17 protein-coding genes are annotated in these 21,239 nt (G+C 60.0%); 12 read left to right on the top strand and 5 right to left on the bottom strand.

Annotation, left to right across the window (positions count from 1 at the left end; genetic code table 11):
• The first annotated feature begins 118 nt into the window (after positions 1-118).
• The 7 genes from HB680_RS17890 (at position 119) to HB680_RS17860 (ending at position 8,322) form a co-directional block, all read left to right on the top strand.
• A complete protein-coding gene (locus HB680_RS17890; RefSeq protein ID WP_213939912.1) occupies positions 119-652 on the top strand; it encodes a DUF2059 domain-containing protein in 534 nt (177 codons plus the stop codon).
• 12 nt (positions 653-664) lie between these two features.
• Positions 665-964 (top strand): BolA family protein, encoded by a 300-nt coding sequence (locus HB680_RS17885; protein WP_054051883.1) that lies wholly within the window; start codon positions 665-667, stop codon positions 962-964.
• Positions 965-1,135: 171 nt separating this feature from the next.
• On the top strand, positions 1,136-2,077 hold the full coding sequence (locus HB680_RS17880; RefSeq protein ID WP_213939911.1) for a rhodanese-related sulfurtransferase: 942 nt from the start codon (positions 1,136-1,138) through the stop codon (positions 2,075-2,077).
• Between the two features lie 40 nt (positions 2,078-2,117).
• Entirely contained in the window at positions 2,118-2,720 is a 603-nt protein-coding gene (locus HB680_RS17875; protein WP_213940034.1) for a DsbA family protein, read from the top strand.
• On the top strand, positions 2,713-4,530 hold the full coding sequence (locus HB680_RS17870; protein WP_213939910.1) for an ATP-binding cassette domain-containing protein: 1,818 nt from the start codon (positions 2,713-2,715) through the stop codon (positions 4,528-4,530). The genes HB680_RS17875 and HB680_RS17870 overlap by 8 nt, the downstream gene beginning before the upstream one ends.
• Before the next feature lie 492 nt (positions 4,531-5,022).
• Entirely contained in the window at positions 5,023-7,482 is a 2,460-nt protein-coding gene (locus HB680_RS17865; RefSeq protein WP_213939909.1) for an EAL domain-containing protein, read from the top strand.
• Between the two features lie 45 nt (positions 7,483-7,527).
• Positions 7,528-8,322, top strand: coding sequence for an iron-containing redox enzyme family protein (locus HB680_RS17860; RefSeq protein ID WP_213939908.1), 795 nt, complete (start codon positions 7,528-7,530; stop codon positions 8,320-8,322).
• Between the two features lie 138 nt (positions 8,323-8,460).
• Here the strand turns inward: HB680_RS17860 and HB680_RS17855 are convergent, their stop codons facing one another.
• The 5 genes from HB680_RS17855 to HB680_RS17835 all read right to left on the bottom strand — a co-directional run bounded on the left by HB680_RS17855 (position 8,461) and on the right by HB680_RS17835 (position 13,421).
• Complete coding sequence (locus HB680_RS17855) at positions 8,461-9,387, bottom strand: GGDEF domain-containing protein (protein ID WP_213939907.1); 927 nt, start codon at positions 9,385-9,387, stop codon at positions 8,461-8,463.
• A gap of 375 nt (positions 9,388-9,762) precedes the next feature.
• A complete protein-coding gene (locus HB680_RS17850; RefSeq protein WP_213939906.1) occupies positions 9,763-10,503 on the bottom strand; it encodes a YciK family oxidoreductase in 741 nt (246 codons plus the stop codon).
• Between the two features lie 150 nt (positions 10,504-10,653).
• Positions 10,654-11,325, bottom strand: a complete 672-nt coding sequence (gene mupP / locus HB680_RS17845; protein WP_157710866.1) for an N-acetylmuramic acid 6-phosphate phosphatase MupP — start codon at positions 11,323-11,325, stop codon at positions 10,654-10,656.
• A gap of 4 nt (positions 11,326-11,329) precedes the next feature.
• Positions 11,330-12,028 carry a bifunctional 2-polyprenyl-6-hydroxyphenol methylase/3-demethylubiquinol 3-O-methyltransferase UbiG gene (ubiG, locus tag HB680_RS17840; RefSeq protein WP_010461694.1) on the bottom strand — a complete coding sequence of 233 codons (699 nt, stop codon included), beginning with the start codon at positions 12,026-12,028 and terminating at the stop codon, positions 11,330-11,332.
• Positions 12,029-12,086: 58 nt separating this feature from the next.
• Positions 12,087-13,421, bottom strand: coding sequence for a TRZ/ATZ family hydrolase (locus HB680_RS17835; RefSeq protein ID WP_213939905.1), 1,335 nt, complete (start codon positions 13,419-13,421; stop codon positions 12,087-12,089).
• A 108-nt stretch (positions 13,422-13,529) separates the two neighbouring features.
• Between HB680_RS17835 and mtnA the strand changes: the two genes are divergently transcribed.
• From mtnA to hisC, 5 genes are all read left to right on the top strand, one after another.
• On the top strand, positions 13,530-14,606 hold the full coding sequence (mtnA, locus tag HB680_RS17830) for an S-methyl-5-thioribose-1-phosphate isomerase (protein ID WP_213939904.1): 1,077 nt from the start codon (positions 13,530-13,532) through the stop codon (positions 14,604-14,606).
• Positions 14,607-15,041: 435 nt separating this feature from the next.
• Positions 15,042-17,705, top strand: a complete 2,664-nt coding sequence (gyrA, locus tag HB680_RS17825) for a DNA gyrase subunit A (protein ID WP_054051909.1) — start codon at positions 15,042-15,044, stop codon at positions 17,703-17,705.
• 228 nt (positions 17,706-17,933) lie between these two features.
• A complete protein-coding gene (gene serC / locus HB680_RS17820; protein WP_213939903.1) occupies positions 17,934-19,019 on the top strand; it encodes a 3-phosphoserine/phosphohydroxythreonine transaminase in 1,086 nt (361 codons plus the stop codon).
• Positions 19,019-20,113: a prephenate dehydratase gene (gene pheA / locus HB680_RS17815; protein WP_213939902.1), complete on the top strand. Its 1,095-nt coding sequence runs from the start codon at positions 19,019-19,021 to the stop codon at positions 20,111-20,113. The genes serC and pheA overlap by 1 nt, the downstream gene beginning before the upstream one ends.
• Positions 20,114-20,123: 10 nt before the next feature.
• Entirely contained in the window at positions 20,124-21,236 is a 1,113-nt protein-coding gene (hisC, locus tag HB680_RS17810; RefSeq protein ID WP_213939901.1) for a histidinol-phosphate transaminase, read from the top strand.
• Positions 21,237-21,239 lie beyond the last annotated feature (3 nt).

Genomic DNA, 21,239 nt, shown 5'->3' with positions numbered 1-21,239 from the left:
GACCATTCAACCCCTCTAATTCAGGCCCGACAAGGCTTGGGGTTGAGTGACACACTTTTTTAGGTGCAGAATGGTCGCCCTTGGGGTAACGACCTCGCCTGCTAGAAAAGGAAACTCGATGACTCGTCTTCGTGCCATCTGTACCGCGGTTGCACTGGTTTGCGCCAGCGGCCCTGTTTTTGCCGATACCGCCAGCCACAACGCCAGTGCCGAAGCTTTCCTGACTCTGGCGCACGCTGACAAATTGGGCACTCCGGTGTACATGCAAGTGCAGCAAATGTTCGCTCAGCGCTTTGAACAGACCAAAGCCCCTGAATCGAAAAAGGCCCTGCTGGAAACCTACCAGGCCAAGGCCAACGCCGCTCTGGACCAAGCCATTGGCTGGAACAAGCTGAAGCCGGACATGGTCAAGCTGTACACCACCAACTTCAGCGAATCCGAGCTCAAGGACCTGGTCGCGTTCTACCAGTCGCCACTGGGCAAGAAAGTCCTGGAAAAAATGCCGCAGCTGACCCAGCAATCGGCCCAGATGACCCAGGCCAAGCTTGAAAGCGCGGTGCCGGTTGTCAACAAACTGTTGGCCGACATGACCAACGAGCTGGACCCTAAAGCTGGCGCTGCTGCTCCTGCTCCGGCCAAGAAAAAGCCTTAAGCGGAGTCGGGTATGACCATGCAACAACGCATCGAATCGACGCTGGGGCTGTTGCAGCCCGAGCACCTGCAAGTGCTGGATGAAAGCCACATGCACAGCCGTGGGTTGCAGACCCACTTCAAGGCCGTGGTGGTCAGCCAGCAGTTCGAAGGGCTCAATCGCGTCAAGCGTCACCAGAAGGTCTACGGCACGCTCGGCGAGCTGATGGGCGAGTTTCATGCGTTGGCGCTGCATACCTACACGCCTGAGGAATGGGCACAGATGGACGCGGCTCCTGCCTCGCCGACCTGTGCTGGCGGCAGTAAGCATTAAGATCAAAGGATCGCAGCCTTCGGCAGCTCCTACATGGGAATGCGTTCTCCTGTAGGAGCTGCCGCAGGCTGCGATCTTTTTTGCTAGAATCCGCAACGCGCCGCTTACCCGGCGCGTTTTTTTTCGCATCCGGTTCACCCCTTACGAGGGTAGCCACCTGGAGAATCACCCATGACACAACAGATTGTCGTGGCGGCACTGTATAAGTTCGTCACCCTGGAAAACTACGTCGAGATGCGCGAGCCATTGCTGCAAGCGATGGTCGACAACGGCGTCAAAGGCACACTGCTGATCGCCGAAGAAGGCATCAACGGCACCGTCTCCGGCAGCCGCGAAGGCATCGACGGGTTGATGGCCTGGCTCAAGAACGACCCGCGCATGGACGATATCGATCACAAAGAATCGTACTGCGACGACCAGCCGTTCTACCGCACCAAGGTCAAGCTCAAGAAAGAAATCGTCACCCTCGGCGTCGAAGGCGTAGACCCGAACAAAGCCGTCGGCACCTACGTCGATCCGCAGAACTGGAACGCGCTGATCAGCGACCCGCAAGTGCTGCTGATCGACACCCGCAACGACTACGAAGTCGCGATCGGCACCTTCGAAGGCGCCATCGATCCGAAAACCACCAGTTTTCGCGAATTCCCCGACTACATCAAAGAACACTTCGACCCGGCCGTGCACAAGAAAGTCGCGATGTTCTGCACCGGTGGCATTCGTTGTGAAAAGGCATCGAGCTACATGCTCAGCCAGGGCTTCGACGAGGTCTATCACCTCAAGGGCGGCATTCTGAAGTACCTCGAAGAGGTGCCGCAGGAAGAGACCAAGTGGCAGGGCGACTGCTTCGTGTTCGACAACCGCGTGACCGTGCGCCACGATTTGAGCGAAGGCGACTACGATCAGTGTCATGCCTGTCGTACACCGATCAGCGTCGAAGACCGCGCATCCGAGCACTACGTGGCCGGCATCAGTTGCCCGCATTGCTGGGATAAGCTGAGCGATAAAACCCGTCGTAGCGCCATCGACCGGCAGAAGCAGATCGAACTGGCCAAGGCGCGCAATTTGCCGCACCCGATCGGTTACAACTACAAGCAAACCCCTTCCGAGGCTTGAATCCATGTCTGCTCGCCGCCTGCTCTATGTGATGGACCCGATGTGTTCCTGGTGCTGGGGCTTTGCGCCGGTGGCTGCAGCGTTGGTCGAGCAGGCGCAAGCGGCGGGCGTTGAGTTGCATCTGGTGGTGGGCGGTTTGCGTACCGGCAGTGGCGCGGCACTGGAGCCGACCACCCGGCGCTACATTCTTGAGCACTGGCAGGCGGTCACCGAGGCCACCGGCCAGCCGTTCAAGCGCGAAGGCGCGTTGCCTGACGGCTTTGTCTACGACACCGAGCCGGCGTGCCGGGCATTAGTGACCGCGCGCAGCCTGGCGCCGGACTGTGCGTGGAAACTGCTCGGGCTGATCCAGCACGCGTTCTACGCCGAAGGTCGCGACGTCACCCACGCCAGCGTGCTGGTGGAGTTGGCGGAGCAGGCCGGTTTGCCGCGCATCGAGTTCGCCGCCGCGTTCGATCGCGCCGACCAGCACGCTGCCACCGCTGCTGATTTCACCTGGGTCCAGGACCTCGGCATCGCCGGGTTTCCAACCTTGCTCGCCGAGCGCGACGGGCAACTGGCGCTGCTGACCAACGGTTATCAACCCTTGAGTGTCCTGTCACCGCTGCTCGGCCGCTGGCTGGAGCGCGCTGCCTGTGCATGATCTGCCCGATGACGCACCCGCAGTCCCGCGTACCGATCGACTGAGCTGGGCGGAAATCCGCCGACTGGCCCTGCATCACAAAAAATCCCTGTGGATCGCCAACGGCGTGGCCGTGCTGGCGACCCTGTGCAGCGTGCCAATTCCACTGCTGTTGCCGTTGCTGGTGGACGAAGTGCTGCTGGGTCACGGCGATTCCGCGCTGAAGATCATGAACCACGCACTGCCCGATGCCTGGCAGAAAGCCGCCGGTTACATCGGCCTGATGTTGCTGGTGACCTTTGTCCTGCGCTGTGGCGCGTTGCTGTTCAACGTGGTGCAGGCCAAATTGTTTGCGGCGCTGGCCAAGGACATCGTCTACCGCATCCGCGTGCGGCTGATCGAACGGCTCAAGCGCATTTCCCTGGGTGAATACGAAAGTCTGGGCAGCGGCACGGTGACCACGCACCTGGTCACCGACCTGGACACCCTCGACAAGTTTGTCGGCGAAACCCTCAGTCGTTTCCTCGTGGCGATGCTGACCCTGGTCGGCACCGCGAGCATTCTGGTGTGGATGCACTGGAAACTGGCGCTGCTGATCATGTTGTTCAACCCGCTGGTGATCTACGCCACGGTGCAGCTGGGCAAACGGGTCAAGCACCTGAAAAAACTCGAGAACGACAGCACCTCGCGCTTCACTCAAGCGTTGACCGAAACCCTGGATTCAATCCAGGAAGTGCGCGCCGGCAACCGCCAGGGCTTTTTCCTCGGACGGCTCGGCCAGCGTGCCCGGGAAGTGCGGGATTACGCGGTGAACTCGCAGTGGAAAACCGATGCGTCGAACCGCGCCAGCGGCTTGTTGTTCCAGTTCGGCATCGATATTTTCCGCGCCGCGGCCATGCTCACGGTGCTGTTTTCCGACTTGTCCATCGGCCAGATGCTCGCGGTGTTCAGTTACCTGTGGTTCATGATCGGTCCGGTGGAGCAACTGCTGAACCTGCAATACGCCTATTACGCCGCTGGCGGTGCGCTGTCGCGGATCAATGAGTTGCTGGCCCGCGCCGACGAGCCGCAATACCCCGGTGGCGTCGATCCGTTCCAGGGCCGCAACACCGTGGGCATCGAGGTTCAGGGCCTGTGTTTCAGTTATGGCGATGAGCTGGTGCTGGACCAGATGAACCTGAGCATCGCCCCCGGTGAAAAAGTCGCGATCGTCGGTGCCAGCGGTGGCGGCAAAAGCACCCTGGTGCAATTGCTGCTGGGCTTGTACACGCCGCTGGCGGGGACGATTCGCTTTGGCGGCGCGACACAAGAAGAGATCGGCCTGGAAACCGTGCGGGAAAACGTCGCCGTGGTGTTGCAACATCCGGCGCTGTTCAACGACACCATCCGGGCCAACCTGACCATGGGCCGCGAACGCGGCGATGACGCGTGCTGGCAGGCCCTGGAAATCGCTCAGCTCGATGGCACCGTGCGCGCCTTGCCCCAGGGCCTGGACAGTGTGGTCGGGCGTTCCGGCGTGCGTTTGTCCGGTGGCCAGCGTCAACGCCTGGCCATTGCGCGGATGGTGCTGGCGCAACCGAAGGTGGTGATTCTCGACGAGGCCACCTCGGCGCTGGATGCCGCCACCGAATACAACCTGCACGAGGCACTGGCGCGTTTCCTCAGTGAACGCACCACCCTGATCATTGCCCACCGACTGTCCGCCGTGAAACAGGCCGACCGGGTGTTGGTGTTCGATGGTGGGCGGATCGCCGAGGATGGCGACCATCAGCAACTGATTGCCGATGGTGGTTTGTACGCCAAGCTTTATGGGCATTTGCAGCAGTTGTAGGTTATTTCCACAGGACTTGCAGGGCGTTTTCTCCGCCGTCGTATCCAAATTCTTTGACGACCACCGAGCAACTGTTGCAGGGGCATGGTCGTGGCGATATTGACGGACCGGATCATTTCGCGATTTGGGTTCTTCTCACGGATCACTCCGATCAGTTTCGCCTCGCTGTCCAGATAGGTCGGAGGGTCCTCTGGAACAGCGGCAAATAATCCGTCAGCCCTCTGCGCACCTGAAATGCTGACATAAACCTCCCCAGGGCCTCGATTACAAGCGATCAAGTGAAGGCCGAGGTGGTACATAGTTATGGCGGCGGATGTTATTGGGTCGCTGTGACCGTCCTTTTTGGCCGATCTGCACTGAAAAACCGTTATTTATGGCAACTTGTCCACGTTGCGAGCAGGCGCGTCCTTGCGGGGAGAGGGAACGCCTCCTAGTCTTGCGGGAGCGGTCAGATCTGGATGATGATCAGGCAGTACCTATGCAAGGGACCTCATGAAGCCAAAACGGACTCTCGGAACGCCACGATTGTTGGGCATCGTCTGGCCGTTTATCGCCGTCGTGCTATTTCAAGCGCTGCTCGGCGGCGTCAGCCTCTATGTGCTGTCGGCAGTGCGCGGCTATGTGGCTGGTGAAAGTTTGTGGTCCAAGGGCCAGAAAGACGCCATCTATTACCTCAACCTCTACGCCGACAGCCGCGACGAGGCGATCTTCCTCAAATACCAGAACGCCATTGCCGTGCCCCAGGGCGGGCATGAATTGCGCGTGGCGCTGGACAAGCAGCCGCCGGATCTCGACGCCGCGCGGGTGGGGATTCTCAAGGGCGGCAACCATCCGGACGATGTCGCCAGCCTGATCTGGCTGTACCTGAACTTCCGGCACTTCAGTTACCTGGAAAAAGCCATCGATCGCTGGACCGTGGGCGATGCCTATCTGGTGCAACTCGATGACGTCGCACGGGAGATGCACCAAAGCGTCGTCGATAATCAGGCCACTTCGGCCGATATCAAGCGCTGGAAGGATCAGATTTTTGCGATCAACGACGGCGTAACCCCGGCCGCCAAAGCGTTCAGTGATGCATTGGGCGAGGGCTCGCGGGTCATCCTGCGGCTGTTGCTGGTGACCAACCTGGCCACGGCGCTGGGGTTGATCGTCCTGGCGTTACTGCGTACCCACAAATTGCTCAAGCAGCGCCATGCCTTCGCCGAAGCCCTGCAACTGGAGAAGGACCGGGCGCAGATTACCTTGCAGTCGATTGGCGATGGCGTGATCACCACGGATGTCGAAGGTGCGATTGCCTACATGAACCCCGCCGCCGAGGCCATGACCCACTGGAAAGCCGAGCAGGCCACCGGATTGCCGCTGGCGGCGTTGTTCAATCTGCTGGACGAGAACGCCCAGGCCGACGGCTTTACCCTGATCGAGCACATTTTGAGTGGACAGCTCAGCGGCGGTAGCGAGCATTCGAAACTGATTCAGCGCCTGGACGGCAGCACGGTGTCGGTGACCCTGGTCGGCGCGCCGATCCGCAATGCCGGCAAAGTCAGCGGCACGGTGCTGGTGCTGCACGACATGACCCAGGAACGGCAGTACATCGCCAACCTGTCCTGGCAGGCTACCCACGACGCCTTGACTGGACTGGCCAACCGCCGGGAATTCGAATATCGCCTGGAGCAGGCGCTGCACAACCTGACGCGCCAACCGGGGCGTCACGCCTTGATGTTTCTCGATCTTGATCAGTTCAAACTGGTCAACGATACCTGCGGCCATGCGGCGGGGGATGAACTGCTGCGGCACATCTGCGCGTTATTGCAATCCGGCCTGCGCGAAGGTGACACCCTGGCGCGGCTGGGCGGCGACGAGTTCGGCATCCTATTGGAGAACTGTCCACCGGAGCATGCGGAGAAAATCGCCGAGGTGCTACGCCAGACCGTGCAAAACCTGCATTTTGTATGGAAGGGCCGGCCATTCCTGACCACCGTCAGCATCGGCCTGGTGCATGTCGCACAAACGCCGACCACTCTCGAATCATCGCTGCGCGCCGCCGATATGGCCTGCTACATGGCCAAGGAAAAGGGGCGCAATCGGGTGCAGGTCTACCATGCCGACGATTCGGAACTGTCCCTGCGCTTCGGTGAAATGGCTTGGGTGCAGCGTTTGCACATGGCGCTGGAGGAGAATCGCTTCTGCCTGTACGCCCAGGAAATTGCGCCCCTGGGGCATGTCGAGCACGGCGGCGGGCACATCGAAATCCTGCTGCGCCTGCATGACGAGGCCGGGCGGATGATCTTGCCCGACAGTTTCATTCCGGCCGCCGAGCGTTATGGTTTGATGACGTCGCTGGATCGCTGGGTTGTGGAGAATGTTTTTAAGATCATCGCGCAATGTATTGCCGAACAGCGCAAAGGTCCGTTGGCCATGTGTGCGATTAATCTGTCAGGTATTACTATAGGAGATGAGGCGTTTTTGGACTTCCTGCGTGAACAGTTTGTTGCTTACGCTATTCCTCCTGAAATGATTTGTTTTGAAATTACAGAAACCAGCGCTATTTCGAATTTAGGAAGTGCAATCAGATTTATTAATGAACTCAAAGGTTTAGGTTGCCACTTTTCACTTGATGACTTTTGCGCCGGAATGTCCTCGTTCGCTTACTTGAAACATTTACCTGTAGACTTCTTGAAGATCGACGGGAGTTTCGTAAAGGACATGCTGGACGACCCGATTAACCGCGCTATGGTCGAGGTGATTAACCACATCGGCCATGTCATGGGTAAGCGCACCATTGCCGAGTTTGTCGAGACACCGCAGATCGAGCAGGCCTTGCTTGAAATCGGTGTCGATTACGCTCAAGGGTATGTCATAGAACGCCCGCAATTGTTTACCTGCGACAGTTTGCAAAGTCGTCCCGCCAGACCGCAGCCGCTGTTATTCAAGGCGCCTGGCACGTTCCGTTGAAATCTCTTGCTGATCTTACAATCACAAATCAAAAGGAGCCGAACAGTGATCGACACATTCAACCGAACCGGACCACTCATGGAAGCTGCAAGTTATCCCGCCTGGGCTCAGCAACTGATCCAGGATTGCAGCGAGAGTAAGCGCCGGGTTGTCGAACACGAACTGTATCAGCGCATGCGAGATAACAAGCTCAGCGCAAAGACCATGCGTCAGTACCTGATAGGGGGCTGGCCGGTCGTCGAGCAGTTCGCGTTATATATGGCACAAAACCTCACCAAGACCCGCTTTGCCCGCCACCCCGGCGAAGACATGGCGCGCCGCTGGCTGATGCGTAACATTCGTGTCGAACTTAACCACGCCGATTACTGGGTGCACTGGAGCCGGGCTCACGGTGTCAGCCTGGAAGATCTGCAAGCGCAACAGGTTGCCCCAGAGTTGCATGCATTGAGCCATTGGTGTTGGCACACCAGTTCGGCGGATTCGCTGATCGTCGCCATTGCCGCCACCAACTACGCCATCGAAGGCGCGACCGGGGAGTGGTCGGCGTTGGTGTGTTCCAGTGGCGTATATGCGGCGGCCTTCCCCGAGGAAGATCGCAAGCGGGCCATGAAGTGGCTGAAGATGCACGCCCAGTACGACGACGCCCATCCTTGGGAGGCGCTGGAAATCATCTGCACGCTGGCTGGCCTGAATCCGAGCAAAGCCTTGCAAGTGGAATTGCGCCAGGCCGTGTGCAAGAGCTACGACTACATGTTCCTGTTCCTCGAGCGTTGTATGCAGCAGGAGCACGCGGAGCGCGCACCGGTAGCTCGCGAGCGGATGGTGTTGGTCGAGAGCTGATTCTTTAGGCAACACAAACCAAATGTGGGAGCGGGCTTGCTCGCGAAAGCGGTAGATCAGTCAAATTAAATGGTGACTGTCAGTCCGTCTTCGCGAGCAAGCCCGCTCCCACATTGGTTATGCGGTGTCGCTAAGTATTTAGCCCGCCATCGCCAATCGATTACGCCCCTCGCGCTTGGCCACGTACAACGCACTGTCGGCCCGACGCAGCAGACTCTCGGCAGACTCCCCCGGCAACAACGTCGAACACCCAAGGCTGACCGTCAATTCGATCGATTGACCATCGGCCCTATATTCCTGAGCCTGGGCAGCAAACCGCAAACGCTCGCCAACCATCGCTGCCGCTTCCCGGGTGGTGTTGGACAGCAGAATCAAAAACTCCTCGCCGCCAAACCGGAACACCATGTCCACGTTGCGCAACTGACCCTTGATCGAAGCGGCCACTGCCTTGAGCACTTCATCGCCAGCGCTGTGCCCGTGGCTGTCATTCACTCGTTTGAAGTGGTCGATATCCAGCATCAGCAACGACAAGGGCTGCAAATGCCGCCGTGACATTTCGATTTCCCGCTGCAGGGTCTGGTCCATGGCGACGCGGTTGCCGGTGTCGGTGAGCGGGTCACGCAAAGCGCTTTGGGTCGCGGCACGGTAGAGCAGGGCGTTGCGCATCGGATACAGCAGCGCCGACAGCAGCGACTCCAGGTTGCCCTGTTCCTGTTCGTTGAAACGCTGGTTGCGGCGGAACACCAGCTCACCCAGATGTTCACCTTCATGGCTCAGGCTGTAGCTGACCGAATGATGACCGCGCTGACCGAACTCCAGGCGCAAGTCGCTGGTTTTGTGCTGGTAGCTCAGGGCATCCAGAGGCACAAGACGTTGAATTTCGCGGAAAAAGAGCCCGAGTATGCGTTGCGGCTCAAGACTGGTTTGCAGCTGCAGGCTCAGTTGCTGGCGCAATTGCGCGAGGCTGACCGGCCGCTCCAGCAGCGGTGGCTGCTGACCAAAGCCCAGGCGTTGCAATTTGGCACTGTCGAAGTCAATTGCGTTGGTCTGGGAAGGTGATTTCATATGGCGTGAGCCCCTAAGCAGTAAGGCTGTCTTACAGGCTGGGTGAGAGCGGCTTTGGGCTGCGCGTCATACTGGTCCATCAGTCCCGTAGGACATTTGGTACGAGTTTAGTCCGCTTTGCCGAAGAGAAGTAACCTATCGACTCAGGCGCCACCGCCAGCTGCTGTCACACTGCGTGTCTGAACAAAATTAGAGCGAAAGTCGTGCCATTCGGTTCATTTGGATAAAAGCCGTTCCAAATCATTGGATTAGAACGGTTTCCTGAAAATGGTGCTGGAGGTCGCGGCATTTGTTTGACTGGAGCGGGCGAAAGTTGCAGCGGTTGTAACGTGCCGCGGCGGTTAAATGCCGCGGCACAAAAGCGACGTGCGGGCGTTACTGAGCGTTGAATGCCTGGCCATTGATGCCTGTGCTGTCCGGGCCCATCAGGTACAGGTAGACCGGCATGATCTCTTCGGGTGTCGGGTTGTTCAGCGGGTTTTCACCCGGATAGGCCTGGGCGCGCATGCTGGTGCGGGTGGCGCCGGGGTTGATGCTGTTGGAGCGCACCGGTGCCACGGTATCGACTTCGTCGGCCAGGGTTTGCATCAGCCCTTCGGTGGCAAACTTCGAAACACCGTAAGCACCCCAGTACGCCCGACCCTTACGCCCGACGCTGCTGGAGGTGAACACCACCGAGGCGTCTTGCGACAGCTTGAGCAACGGCAGCAGGGTGCTGGTGAGCATGAACATGGCGTTGACGTTGACGTGCATCACGCGCATGAAGTTTTCGCCGGACAACTGCTCGATCGGCGTGCGCGGACCAATGATCGAGGCGTTGTGCAGCAACCCGTCGAGATGGCCGAACTCAGTCTCGATCATCGCCGCCAACTCATCGTATTGATGGGGCAGGGCGGTTTCCAGGTTGAACGGGATCACGGCGGGTTGTGGATGCCCGGCCGCTTCGATGTCGTCATAGACCTGAGTCAGGTTGGCTTCGGTCTTGCCCAGCAACAGCACGGTGGCACCGTGGGCGGCGTAGGTTTTCGCAGCGGCAGCGCCGATGCCACGGCCGGCGCCGGTCACCAGGATGACCCGGCCCTTGAGCAATTCAGGGCGGGCGGAGTAATCAAACATAAAAAACCTCTACAAATCAGAGTGCAGACCGCGGCGTGGCCATTCGCGAGCAAGCCCGCTCCCACAGGTACGGCGAAACCCTGTGGGAGCGGGCTTGCTCGCGAAGGCGTCAGCGCCGACAACCCGAAATCAGGATTGGAAAATCGATTCTTAGCAACTACACAACGCGCTATCGAGGACTTTGCGTAACTCCAGCGGATGATCCACCACCACATCCGCCCCCCAATGCCGCGGGTTGTCGTCCGGGTGGATGTAGCCATAGGTCACGGCGGCGGTCTTGGTGCCGGCATCGCGACCCGACTCGATATCCCGCAGGTCATCGCCAACAAACAGCACGCTGGCAGGGTCCAGGTCGAGCATCTTGCAGGCCAGGATCAACGGTTCCGGGTCCGGTTTGCTGTTCTTCACGTGGTCCGGGCATATCAGCAGCGCCGAACGCTCGGCCAGGCCCAGTTGCTGCATGATCGGTTCGGCAAACCGCAGCGGCTTGTTGGTGACCACGCCCCAGATCAGGTTGGCTTTCTCGATGTCGGCCAGCAGTTCACCCATGCCGTCAAAGAGTTTGCTGTGAACTGCGCAACCGACGAGGTAACGCTCCAGGAACTCCAGGCGCAGTTCCTCGAAACCTGGCGATTCCGGGTCCATGGAGAACGTCACCGCGACCATCGCCTTGGCGCCGCCGGAAATCTCGTCGCGAATGTGCTGGTCGTTCATCGGCGGCAAGCCGCGATCGGCGCGCATCGCCTGGCAGATGGCAATAAAGTCCGGCGCTGTGTCGAGCAGGGTGCCGTCCATGTCGAAAAGGACTGCTCTGATTCGCATCGGCTTACTCCTCGCGCAGGGTCTGGATCATGTAGTTGACGTCCACGTCGGCCGCCAGTTTGTAGTGCTTGGTCAGCGGATTGTAGGTCAGACCGATGATGTCCTTGACGGTCAGGCCGGCCATGCGGCTCCACGCACCCAGCTCGGACGGGCGGATGAATTTCTTGAAGTCGTGGGTGCCGCGCGGCAGCAGCTTCATGATGTATTCGGCGCCGATGATCGCGAACAGGTACGCCTTCGGGTTGCGGTTGATCGTGGAGAAGAACACCTGGCCACCCGGCTTGACCATTTTGAAACAGGCGCGGATCACCGAGGACGGGTCCGGCACGTGTTCCAGCATTTCCAGGCAGGTGACCACGTCGAACTGCTCGGGCATTTCTTCGGCCAGGGCTTCGGCGGTGATCTGCCGGTATTCGACGCTCACGCCGGACTCCAGTTGATGCAACTGCGCGACCGCCAGCGGCGCTTCGCCCATGTCGATGCCCATGACAGTGGCGCCGCGCTGGGCCATGGCTTCGCTGAGGATGCCACCGCCGCAACCGACGTCGAGGACTTTCTTGCCGGCCAGGTTGACCCGTTCGTCAATCCAGTTGACCCGCAGCGGGTTGATGTCATGCAGCGGTTTGAACTCGCTTTCGCGGTCCCACCAGCGATGGGCCAGGGCTTCGAATTTGGCGATTTCGGCGTAGTCGACGTTGCTCATGGTTTAAGTCCTCTAAAACTTGAAAAATCCTGTTGCCCCGGGTGTGCGCCCGAGGTGCTTACGATTCGGTGTGGCCGCTGATGCGCTGGCCCCAGGCCTTGGCCGTGGCGCAGAGTTGTGCTTCATCCAGGCGCGTCAGGCGCTTGTCGTCGAGCAGTTGCTTGCCGGCGACCCACAGATGTTTCACGCAGTCGCGGCCGGTGGCGTAGATCAGTTGCGAAACCGGGTCGTAGATCGGTTGCTGGGCCAGGCCGGAGAGGTCGAACGCGACGATGTCCGCGGCCTTGCCGATTTCCAGCGAGCCGACTTCAGCCTCGATGCCCAGCGCGCGGGCGCCGTTGAGGGTGGCCATGCGCAAGGCGCGATGGGCGTCCAGCGCCGTGGCCGAGCCAGCGACAGCCTTGGCCAGCAACGCGGCGGTGCGGGTTTCGCCGAGCAGGTCGAGGTCATTATTACTGGCCGCGCCATCGGTGCCGACGGCGACGTTAACCCCGGCCTGCCACAGGCGTTCCACCGGGCAGAAGCCGCTGGCCAGTTTCAGGTTCGATTCCGGGCAATGAATCACATTGGTGTTGCTTTCTACCAGCAAGGCCAGGTCTTCATCGCTGATCTGGGTCATGTGAACCGCCTGGAAGCGCGGCCCTAGCAAACCCAGGCGCCCGAGGCGCGCCAATGGGCGTTCACCGCGCTGTTCCACCGATTGCTGCACTTCGAACGCGGTTTCGTGGACGTGCATGTGGATGGCAGCGTCCAGTTCTTCGGCGATCACCCGGATTTTCTCCAGGTTTTCGTCGCCCACGGTGTACGGTGCGTGAGGGCCGAAGGTGATTTTGATACGTTCGTGGTGCTTGAGATCGCCGAACAATTCCACGCCCTGACGAATGGCTTCATCCGCCGTGGCGGCACCGGGAATCGGGAAGTCGAGGATCGGAATGGCGATTTGCGCGCGAATGCCGCTGTTATGCACGCGTTCGCTGGCAACCTTCGGGAAGAAATACATGTCAGAGAAGCAGGTGATGCCGCCTTTCAGCTGTTCGGCGATCGCCAGGTCCGTGCCATCGCGCACAAACGCTTCATCGACCCACTTGGCCTCGGCCGGCCAAATGTGGTTTTCCAGCCAGGTCATCAACGGCAGATCATCGGCCAGGCCGCGGAACAACGTCATTGCCGCGTGGCCGTGGGCGTTGACCAGACCGGGGCTCAAAAGAACATCCGGGAGCTCGCGGACTTCGGTCGCGTTAAACTTCAGCGCTTCGGCACGCGGGCCGATAAACACGATGCGACCGTCGCGGATGCCCAGGCCGTGCTCTTTGAGGACCACGCCAGCGGGTTCGACGGGTACCAGCCAGGTCGGCAGCAATAATAAGTCGAGCGCAACGGCAGGTTTCGGCATCGAGGGTCGGTTCCAGTGCTTTTGTAAAGGATGGCGAAGTATACCCGAGCGTCTTCGCGGGGGGATCGCTATAATCGGCGGCTTTTGTTCATGAGTGCGGGGTGAAGGATGCGCGACCGACTGTTGGCTGCAGAGAAAGTTAAGGCCATCGATTGGCGTGATGGCGCCCTGTACCTGCTGGATCAGCGTATTTTGCCGTTCGAGCAAACCTGGATCGCCTACACCAGCGCCGCTGGCGTGGCCGAGGCCATTCGCTCGATGGTGGTGCGCGGTGCGCCGGCGATCGGCATCAGTGCCGCGTACGCCATGGTGCTGTCGGCCCGCGCCCGCATTGCCGAGGGCGATGACTGGCAAGCCTCGTGGGAAGAAGATTACGCGCTGTTGGCCGACTCCCGCCCAACGGCAGTCAATCTGTTCTGGGCCTTGAACCGCATGCGTGACCGCCTGGATCGCCTCAAGGAGGATGCAGACCCGCTGGCGGCGCTGGAGGCCGAAGCCATCGCCATCCACGAAAGCGACCGCGAAGCCAACCTGACCATGGCCCAACTGGGCGTGGACCTGATTCGCAAGCATCAAGGCAACGCCCAGGCCATCCTGACCCACTGCAACACCGGCGCACTGGCGACTGGCGGCTTCGGCACGGCACTGGGGGTGATTCGTGGTGCATTCATTGAAGGCATGGTCGAGCGCGTCTACGCCGACGAAACCCGTCCCTGGCTGCAAGGTTCGCGGCTGACCGCGTGGGAGCTGGCCAATGAAGGCATTCCCGTCACCCTCAACGCCGATTCCGCCGCTGCCCACATCATGAAGACCAAAGGCATTACCTGGGTGATCGTCGGCGCCGACCGGATCACCGCCAATGGCGACGTGGCCAATAAGATCGGTACCTACCAACTGGCGGTGAGCGCCATGCACCACGGCGTGCGCTTCATGGTGGTGGCGCCGAGTTCGACCATCGACATGAACCTGGCCAGTGGCGATGACATTCCGATCGAAGAGCGCGACGGCAGCGAATTGCTGGATGTCGGTGGCAAACGAGTCGGGGCGGATGTCGAGGCGTTCAACCCGGTGTTTGACGTGACGCCGGCAGATTTGATCGATGCAATCGTTACCGAGAAGGGCATCGTCGAACGGCCGGATACGGCGAAAATGGCCCAATTGATGTGCCGCAAGCGTCTACATTGACGGTATCGGGTGTCAGTCAAATCGCCTTCGCGAGCAAGCCCGCTCCCACAGGTGGCCGAGTCCTTTCATGGGAATGCGGTCAAATGTGGGAGCGGGCTTGCTCGCGAAGAGGGCCTACAGCCAACAAACAGCCCTGATCCTGCCCCGAAATCTGCATTCACCACGGCTCTAAGCCTCTCTCGTCCCCGTTAAGCCTGTCACCGGTCAACTAACTATGCTCCATGCGCATCAGGGGGATAGGTGCGTGGCGGCTCTTGTGATAACATCCGGCGTTTTCCGAGGCAGCCCCACGGGGTTGTCTTTACTGCGCAGATCCATGGCATAACTCGTTGATTTGTCGTAAGTCGGTGCATGGCACTCAGCCTGCGTCGGCGAGCTTCGTTCGTCCCATATGGATGTGACGAAGTTTCACCAGAAAAAGGAATCAGGCTTCTCATGGGCGAACTGGCCAAAGAAATCCTCCCGGTCAATATCGAAGACGAGCTGAAGCAGTCCTACCTCGACTACGCGATGAGCGTAATTGTCGGGCGGGCACTGCCGGATGCGCGCGATGGCTTGAAGCCCGTGCACCGGCGTGTGCTGTTCGCGATGAGCGAGCTGGGCAACGACTTCAACAAGCCGTACAAGAAATCTGCCCGTGTTGTCGGTGACGTGATCGGTAAGTATCACCCTCACGGTGATACCGCGGTGTACGACACCATCGTTCGGATGGCGCAGCCATTCTCCCTGCGCTACCTGCTGGTAGACGGCCAGGGCAACTTCGGTTCGGTGGACGGCGACAACGCCGCGGCCATGCGATACACCGAAGTGCGCATGACCAAGCTGGCGCACGAGCTGCTGGCTGACCTGCATAAAGAAACCGTGGACTGGGTGCCGAACTACGACGGCACCGAAATGATCCCGGCGGTCATGCCGACCCGTATTCCCAACCTGCTGGTCAACGGCTCCAGCGGTATCGCCGTGGGCATGGCGACCAACATCCCGCCGCACAACCTCGGTGAAGTCATCGACGGTTGCCTGGCCCTCATCGACAACCCCGAGTTGACCATCGATGAGCTGATGCAATACATCCCGGGTCCGGACTTCCCGACCGCCGCGATCATCAACGGTCGCGCCGGCATCATCGAAGCCTACCGCACCGGTCGCGGCCGTATTTACATGCGCGCCCGCTCGATGATCGAAGACATCGACAAGGTCGGTGGTCGCCAGCAGATCGTCATCACCGAACTCCCTTACCAGCTGAACAAGGCCCGTCTGATCGAGAAGATCGCCGAGCTGGTCAAAGAGAAAAAGCTGGAAGGCATCACCGAACTGCGCGACGAGTCCGACAAGGACGGTATGCGCGTCGTGATCGAACTGCGTCGCGGCGAAGTGCCTGAGGTGATCCTCAACAACCTCTACGCCCAGACCCAGCTGCAAGCGGTGTTCGGTATTAACATCGTTGCGTTGATCGACGGCCGTCCACGGATCCTGAACCTCAAGGACCTGCTGGAAGCCTTCGTTCGTCACCGCCGCGAAGTTGTCACCCGCCGTACCGTGTTCGAGCTGCGTAAAGCCCGCGAACGTGGCCACATCCTTGAAGGTCAAGCGGTTGCCCTGTCGAACATCGATCCGGTCATCGCCCTGATCAAGGCCTCGCCGACGCCGTCGGAAGCCAAGGAAGCGCTGATCAAGACCGCGTGGGAATCTTCCGCCGTGGTCGCGATGGTTGAGCGCGCCGGTGCCGACTCTTGCCGTCCGGAGACCCTGGACCCGCAATACGGCTTGCGTGAAGGCAAATACTTCCTGTCGCCGGAACAGGCGCAAGCCATTCTGGAACTGCGTCTGCACCGTCTGACCGGTCTCGAACACGAGAAGCTGCTGGCCGAGTATCAAGAGATCCTCAACCAGATCGGCGAGCTGATCCGCATCCTCAGCAGCGCCACGCGCCTGATGGAAGTGATCCGCGAAGAACTGGAAGTGATCCGCGCCGAATACGGCGACGTGCGCCGTACCGAAATCCTCGATGCCCGTCTCGACCTGACCCTGGGTGACATGATCCCGGAAGAAGAGCGTGTCGTGACCATATCCCACGGTGGCTACGCCAAGACCCAGCCATTGGCTGCGTACCAGGCTCAGCGTCGTGGCGGTAAAGGCAAATCGGCCACTGGCGTCAAGGATGAGGATTACATTGCTCACCTGCTGGTCGCCAACAGCCACACCACGCTGCTGCTGTTCTCCAGCAAAGGCAAAGTGTACTGGCTGAAAACCTATGAAATCCCGGAAGCCTCCCGCGCTGCCCGTGGTCGTCCGCTGGTCAACCTGCTGCCGCTGGACAGTGATGAATACATCACCACCATGCTGCCGGTCGACGAATACACCGAAGGTCACTTCATCTTCATGGCGACCGCCAAAGGCACCGTGAAGAAGACCCCGCTGGAATCCTTCAGCCGCCAACGCAGCGTCGGCCTGATCGCGCTGGAACTGGATGAAGGCGATGTGCTGATTTCTGCTTCCATTACCGATGGCAGTCGCGAAGTCATGCTGTTCTCCGACGGTGGCAAGGTGACTCGCTTCAAGGAAACCGACGTTCGCGCCATGGGCCGTACCGCTCGCGGTGTGCGCGGCATGCGCCTGCCGGAAGGCCAGAAGCTGATTTCCATGCTGATCCCGGAAGAAGGCAGCCAGATCCTCACGGCTTCGGCCCGTGGTTATGGCAAGCGCACGGCGATCACCGAGTTCCCTGAGTACAAGCGTGGCGGTCAGGGCGTTATCGCCATGGTCAGCAACGACCGTAACGGCCGTCTGGTCGGTGCAGTCCAGGTGCTCGACGGCGAGGAGATCATGCTGATTTCCGACCAGGGCACCCTGGTTCGTACCCGCGTCGACGAAGTCTCCAGCCTGGGTCGTAACACCCAGGGCGTGACGCTCATCAAGCTGGCCAGCGATGAAACGCTGGTTGGTCTGGAGCGGGTGCAGGAGCCGTCGGAAGTCGAGGGCGAAGAGCTCGAAGGTGAAGAGGGCGAAGCAGGAGCGGTGTTCGACGGTGAAGTCGTGATCGACGACGTTGCCGACGACCAGCAACTCGACGCCGCAGCCGACGAAGAACCGCAGGAATAAGCGGACAAGCAGGGGGCGGATGAGAATTCGCCCCTTCTTGTTTCTCCTGTTTGAATGTAGAAACGTAGGACCTGTAGGCGCTGTCGAGTGAAACGAGGCTGCGATCTTTTGATCTTGCTTTGTAAGATCCAGGAAAAGATCGCAGCCTCGTTTCACTCGACAGCTCCTACAGGATTTCGAGTTTTCAGATTTATTGCGTGATACCACCAAATCAGAGCGAGATTGGATGTGAGCAAGAGAGCCTATAACTTCTGTGCCGGTCCTGCGGCGCTGCCTGAAGCTGTCCTGAAGCGCGCTCAGGGTGAACTCCTCGATTGGCACGGCAAGGGCCTGTCGGTCATGGAAATGAGCCATCGCAGCGATGAGTTCGTGTCCATCGCCACCAAGGCCGAGCAGGATCTGCGTGATCTGCTGAATATCCCCTCGAACTATAAAGTGCTGTTTCTGCAAGGCGGCGCCAGCCAGCAATTTGCCCAGATTCCGCTGAACCTGCTGCCTGAAGGCGGCTCGGCCGACTATATCGACACCGGTATCTGGTCGCAGAAAGCCATCGAAGAAGCTTCGCGCTACGGCCACGTCAACGTTGCGGCGACCGCCAAGCCTTACGACTATTTCGCCATTCCCGGCCAGAACGAATGGAACCTGTCGAAAGACGCGGCCTACGTTCACTACGCGCCGAACGAGACCATCGGCGGCCTGGAATTCCAGTGGATCCCGGAAACCGGCGATGTGCCGCTGGTAGCCGACATGTCTTCGGACATCCTCTCGCGTCCGGTGGATATCTCGCGTTTCGGCATGATCTACGCTGGCGCCCAGAAAAACATCGGCCCGAGCGGCATTGTGGTGAACATCGTCCGCGAAGACCTGCTCGGTCACGCCCGTTCCCTGTGCCCGACCATGCTCAACTACAAGGTCGCGGCCGATAACGGCTCGATGTACAACACGCCGCCGACCCTGGCCTGGTACTTGTCGGGTCTGGTATTCGAGTGGCTGAAAGAGCAGGGTGGTGTCGAGGCCATCGGCAAGCTCAATGAAGTCAAGCAGCGCACGCTGTACGATTTCATCGACGCCAGCGGCCTCTACAGCAACCCGATCAACACGTCGGATCGCTCGTGGATGAACGTGCCGTTCCGCCTGGCCGACGACCGCCTGGACAAGCCGTTCCTGGCCGGTGCCGACGAACGTGGCCTGCTGAACCTCAAGGGTCACCGTTCCGTGGGCGGCATGCGCGCCTCCATCTATAACGCCGTCGATATCGTTGCGGTCAACGCACTGATTTCGTACATGGCAGAGTTCGAGAAGGAACACGGTTAATGTCTGAGCAAGAACTCAAGGCACTGCGGGTTCGCATTGACGCTCTGGACGCCAAAGTCCTGGAGCTGATCAGCGAGCGCGCACGCTGCGCCCAGGAAGTTGCGCGAGTAAAGATGGCCTCGCTGGCCGAAGGCGAAGTGCCGGTGTTCTATCGGCCTGAGCGTGAAGCTCAGGTGCTCAAGCGCGTGATGGAGCGTAACCAGGGGCCGCTGGGCAACGAAGAAATGGCGCGGCTGTTCCGCGAAATCATGTCCTCGTGCCTGGCCCTCGAGCAGCCGTTGAAAGTGGCGTACCTCGGCCCTGAAGGCACCTTCACCCAGGCCGCGGCCATGAAGCACTTCGGTCACGCGGTGATCAGCAAGCCGATGGCGGCGATCGACGAAGTGTTCCGTGAAGTGGCGGCCGGTGCGGTGAATTTTGGCGTGGTCCCGGTGGAAAACTCCACCGAAGGCGCGGTCAACCACACCCTCGACAGCTTCCTCGAACACGACATGGTGATCTGCGGCGAAGTCGAGCTGCGGATTCACCATCACCTGTTGGTCGGTGAAAACACCAAGACCGACAGCATCAGCCGCATCTATTCCCACGCCCAGTCCCTGGCCCAGTGCCGCAAGTGGCTGGACGCCCATTACCCGAATGTCGAGCGCGTGGCGGTGTCCAGCAACGCCGAAGCGGCCAAGCGGGTCAAGGGTGAGTGGAACTCGGCGGCAATTGCCGGCGACATGGCCGCAGGCTTGTACGGGCTGACCCGTCTGGCCGAGAAAATCGAGGATCGCCCGGACAACTCCACGCGCTTCCTGATGATCGGCAGCCAGGAAGTGCCGCCGACCGGCGACGACAAGACCTCGATCATCGTCTCCATGAGCAACAAACCTGGCGCGCTGCACGAGTTGCTGGTGCCGTTCCACGACAACGGCATCGATCTGACACGGATCGAGACCCGTCCGTCGCGTAGCGGTAAATGGACCTACGTGTTCTTCATCGACTTCGTCGGCCACCATCGCGATCCATTGATCAAAGGTGTGCTGGAAAAGATCAGTCAGGAAGCAGTAGCACTCAAAGTGCTGGGTTCCTACCCGAAAGCAGTTCTCTAAGGGGTAGCAAATGAGTGGTGACTTCCTCGCTCTGGCACAGCCGGGCGTGCAACAACTTTCGCCGTACGTTCCGGGCAAGCCTGTGGACGAACTGGCACGTGAGCTGGACATCGATCCGGCGAAAATCGTCAAACTGGCCAGCAATGAAAACCCGCTGGGCGCCAGTCCCAAGGCGTTGGCCGCGATTCGCGAAGAATTGGCCGAGCTGACCCGATACCCGGACGGCAACGGTTTTGCGCTCAAGACCTTGCTGGCTGAGCAGTGCCGCGTCGAGCTTAATCAAGTGACCTTGGGCAACGGTTCCAACGACATTCTGGAGCTGGTGGCGCGCGCGTATCTGGCGCCGGGCCTGAACGCGGTGTTCAGCGAGCATGCGTTTGCGGTCTATCCGATCGCAACCCAGGCGGTGGGCGCTCAGGCGAAGGTGATCCCGGCTAAAGAATGGGGTCACGATCTGCCGGCCATGCTGGCCGCGATCGATGCCAATACTCGCGTCGTGTTCATTGCCAATCCTAACAACCCGACAGGGACCTGGTTCGGCGCCGAAGCGCTGGACGAGTTCCTGCAGGACGTTCCGGCCCATGTGCTGGTGGTTTTGGACGAGGCCTACATCGAATACGCCGAAGGCAGCGACTTGCCCGATGGCCTGGACTTCCTCGCGGCCTATCCGAACCTTTTGGTATCGCGCACCTTCTCCAAGGCCTATGGTCTGGCGTCGTTGCGGGTGGGTTATGGCTTGTCCACTGCCGTGGTCGCCGATGTGCTGAACCGCGTGCGCCAGCCCTTCAACGTCAACAGCCTGGCCCTGGCCGCGGCGTGCGCGGCGCTGCAGGACGCCGAATACCTGGCTGAAAGCCGTCGCCTGAACGAAGCTGGCATGCTGCAACTGCAAGCGGGCTTCCGTGAGCTGGGGCTGAGCTGGATTCCGTCCAAGGGCAACTTTATCTGTGTCGATCTGGGGCAGGTTGCTGCGCCGGTCTTCCAGGGCTTGCTGCACGAAGGCGTAATCGTGCGTCCGGTAGCCAATTACGGCATGCCGAACCACTTGCGCATCACCATCGGTCTGCCGGCGGAGAACAGTCGCTTCCTTGAGGCGCTGACCAAGGTTCTGGCTCGTGGTTGATGT

The organism is Pseudomonas sp. dw_612 (assembly GCF_018449725.1).
Classification (GTDB): Bacteria; Pseudomonadota; Gammaproteobacteria; order Pseudomonadales; family Pseudomonadaceae; genus Aquipseudomonas.
The sequence above is the reverse complement of the archived record's forward strand: the minus strand, read 5'-3'. Positions and strand labels throughout refer to the sequence as shown.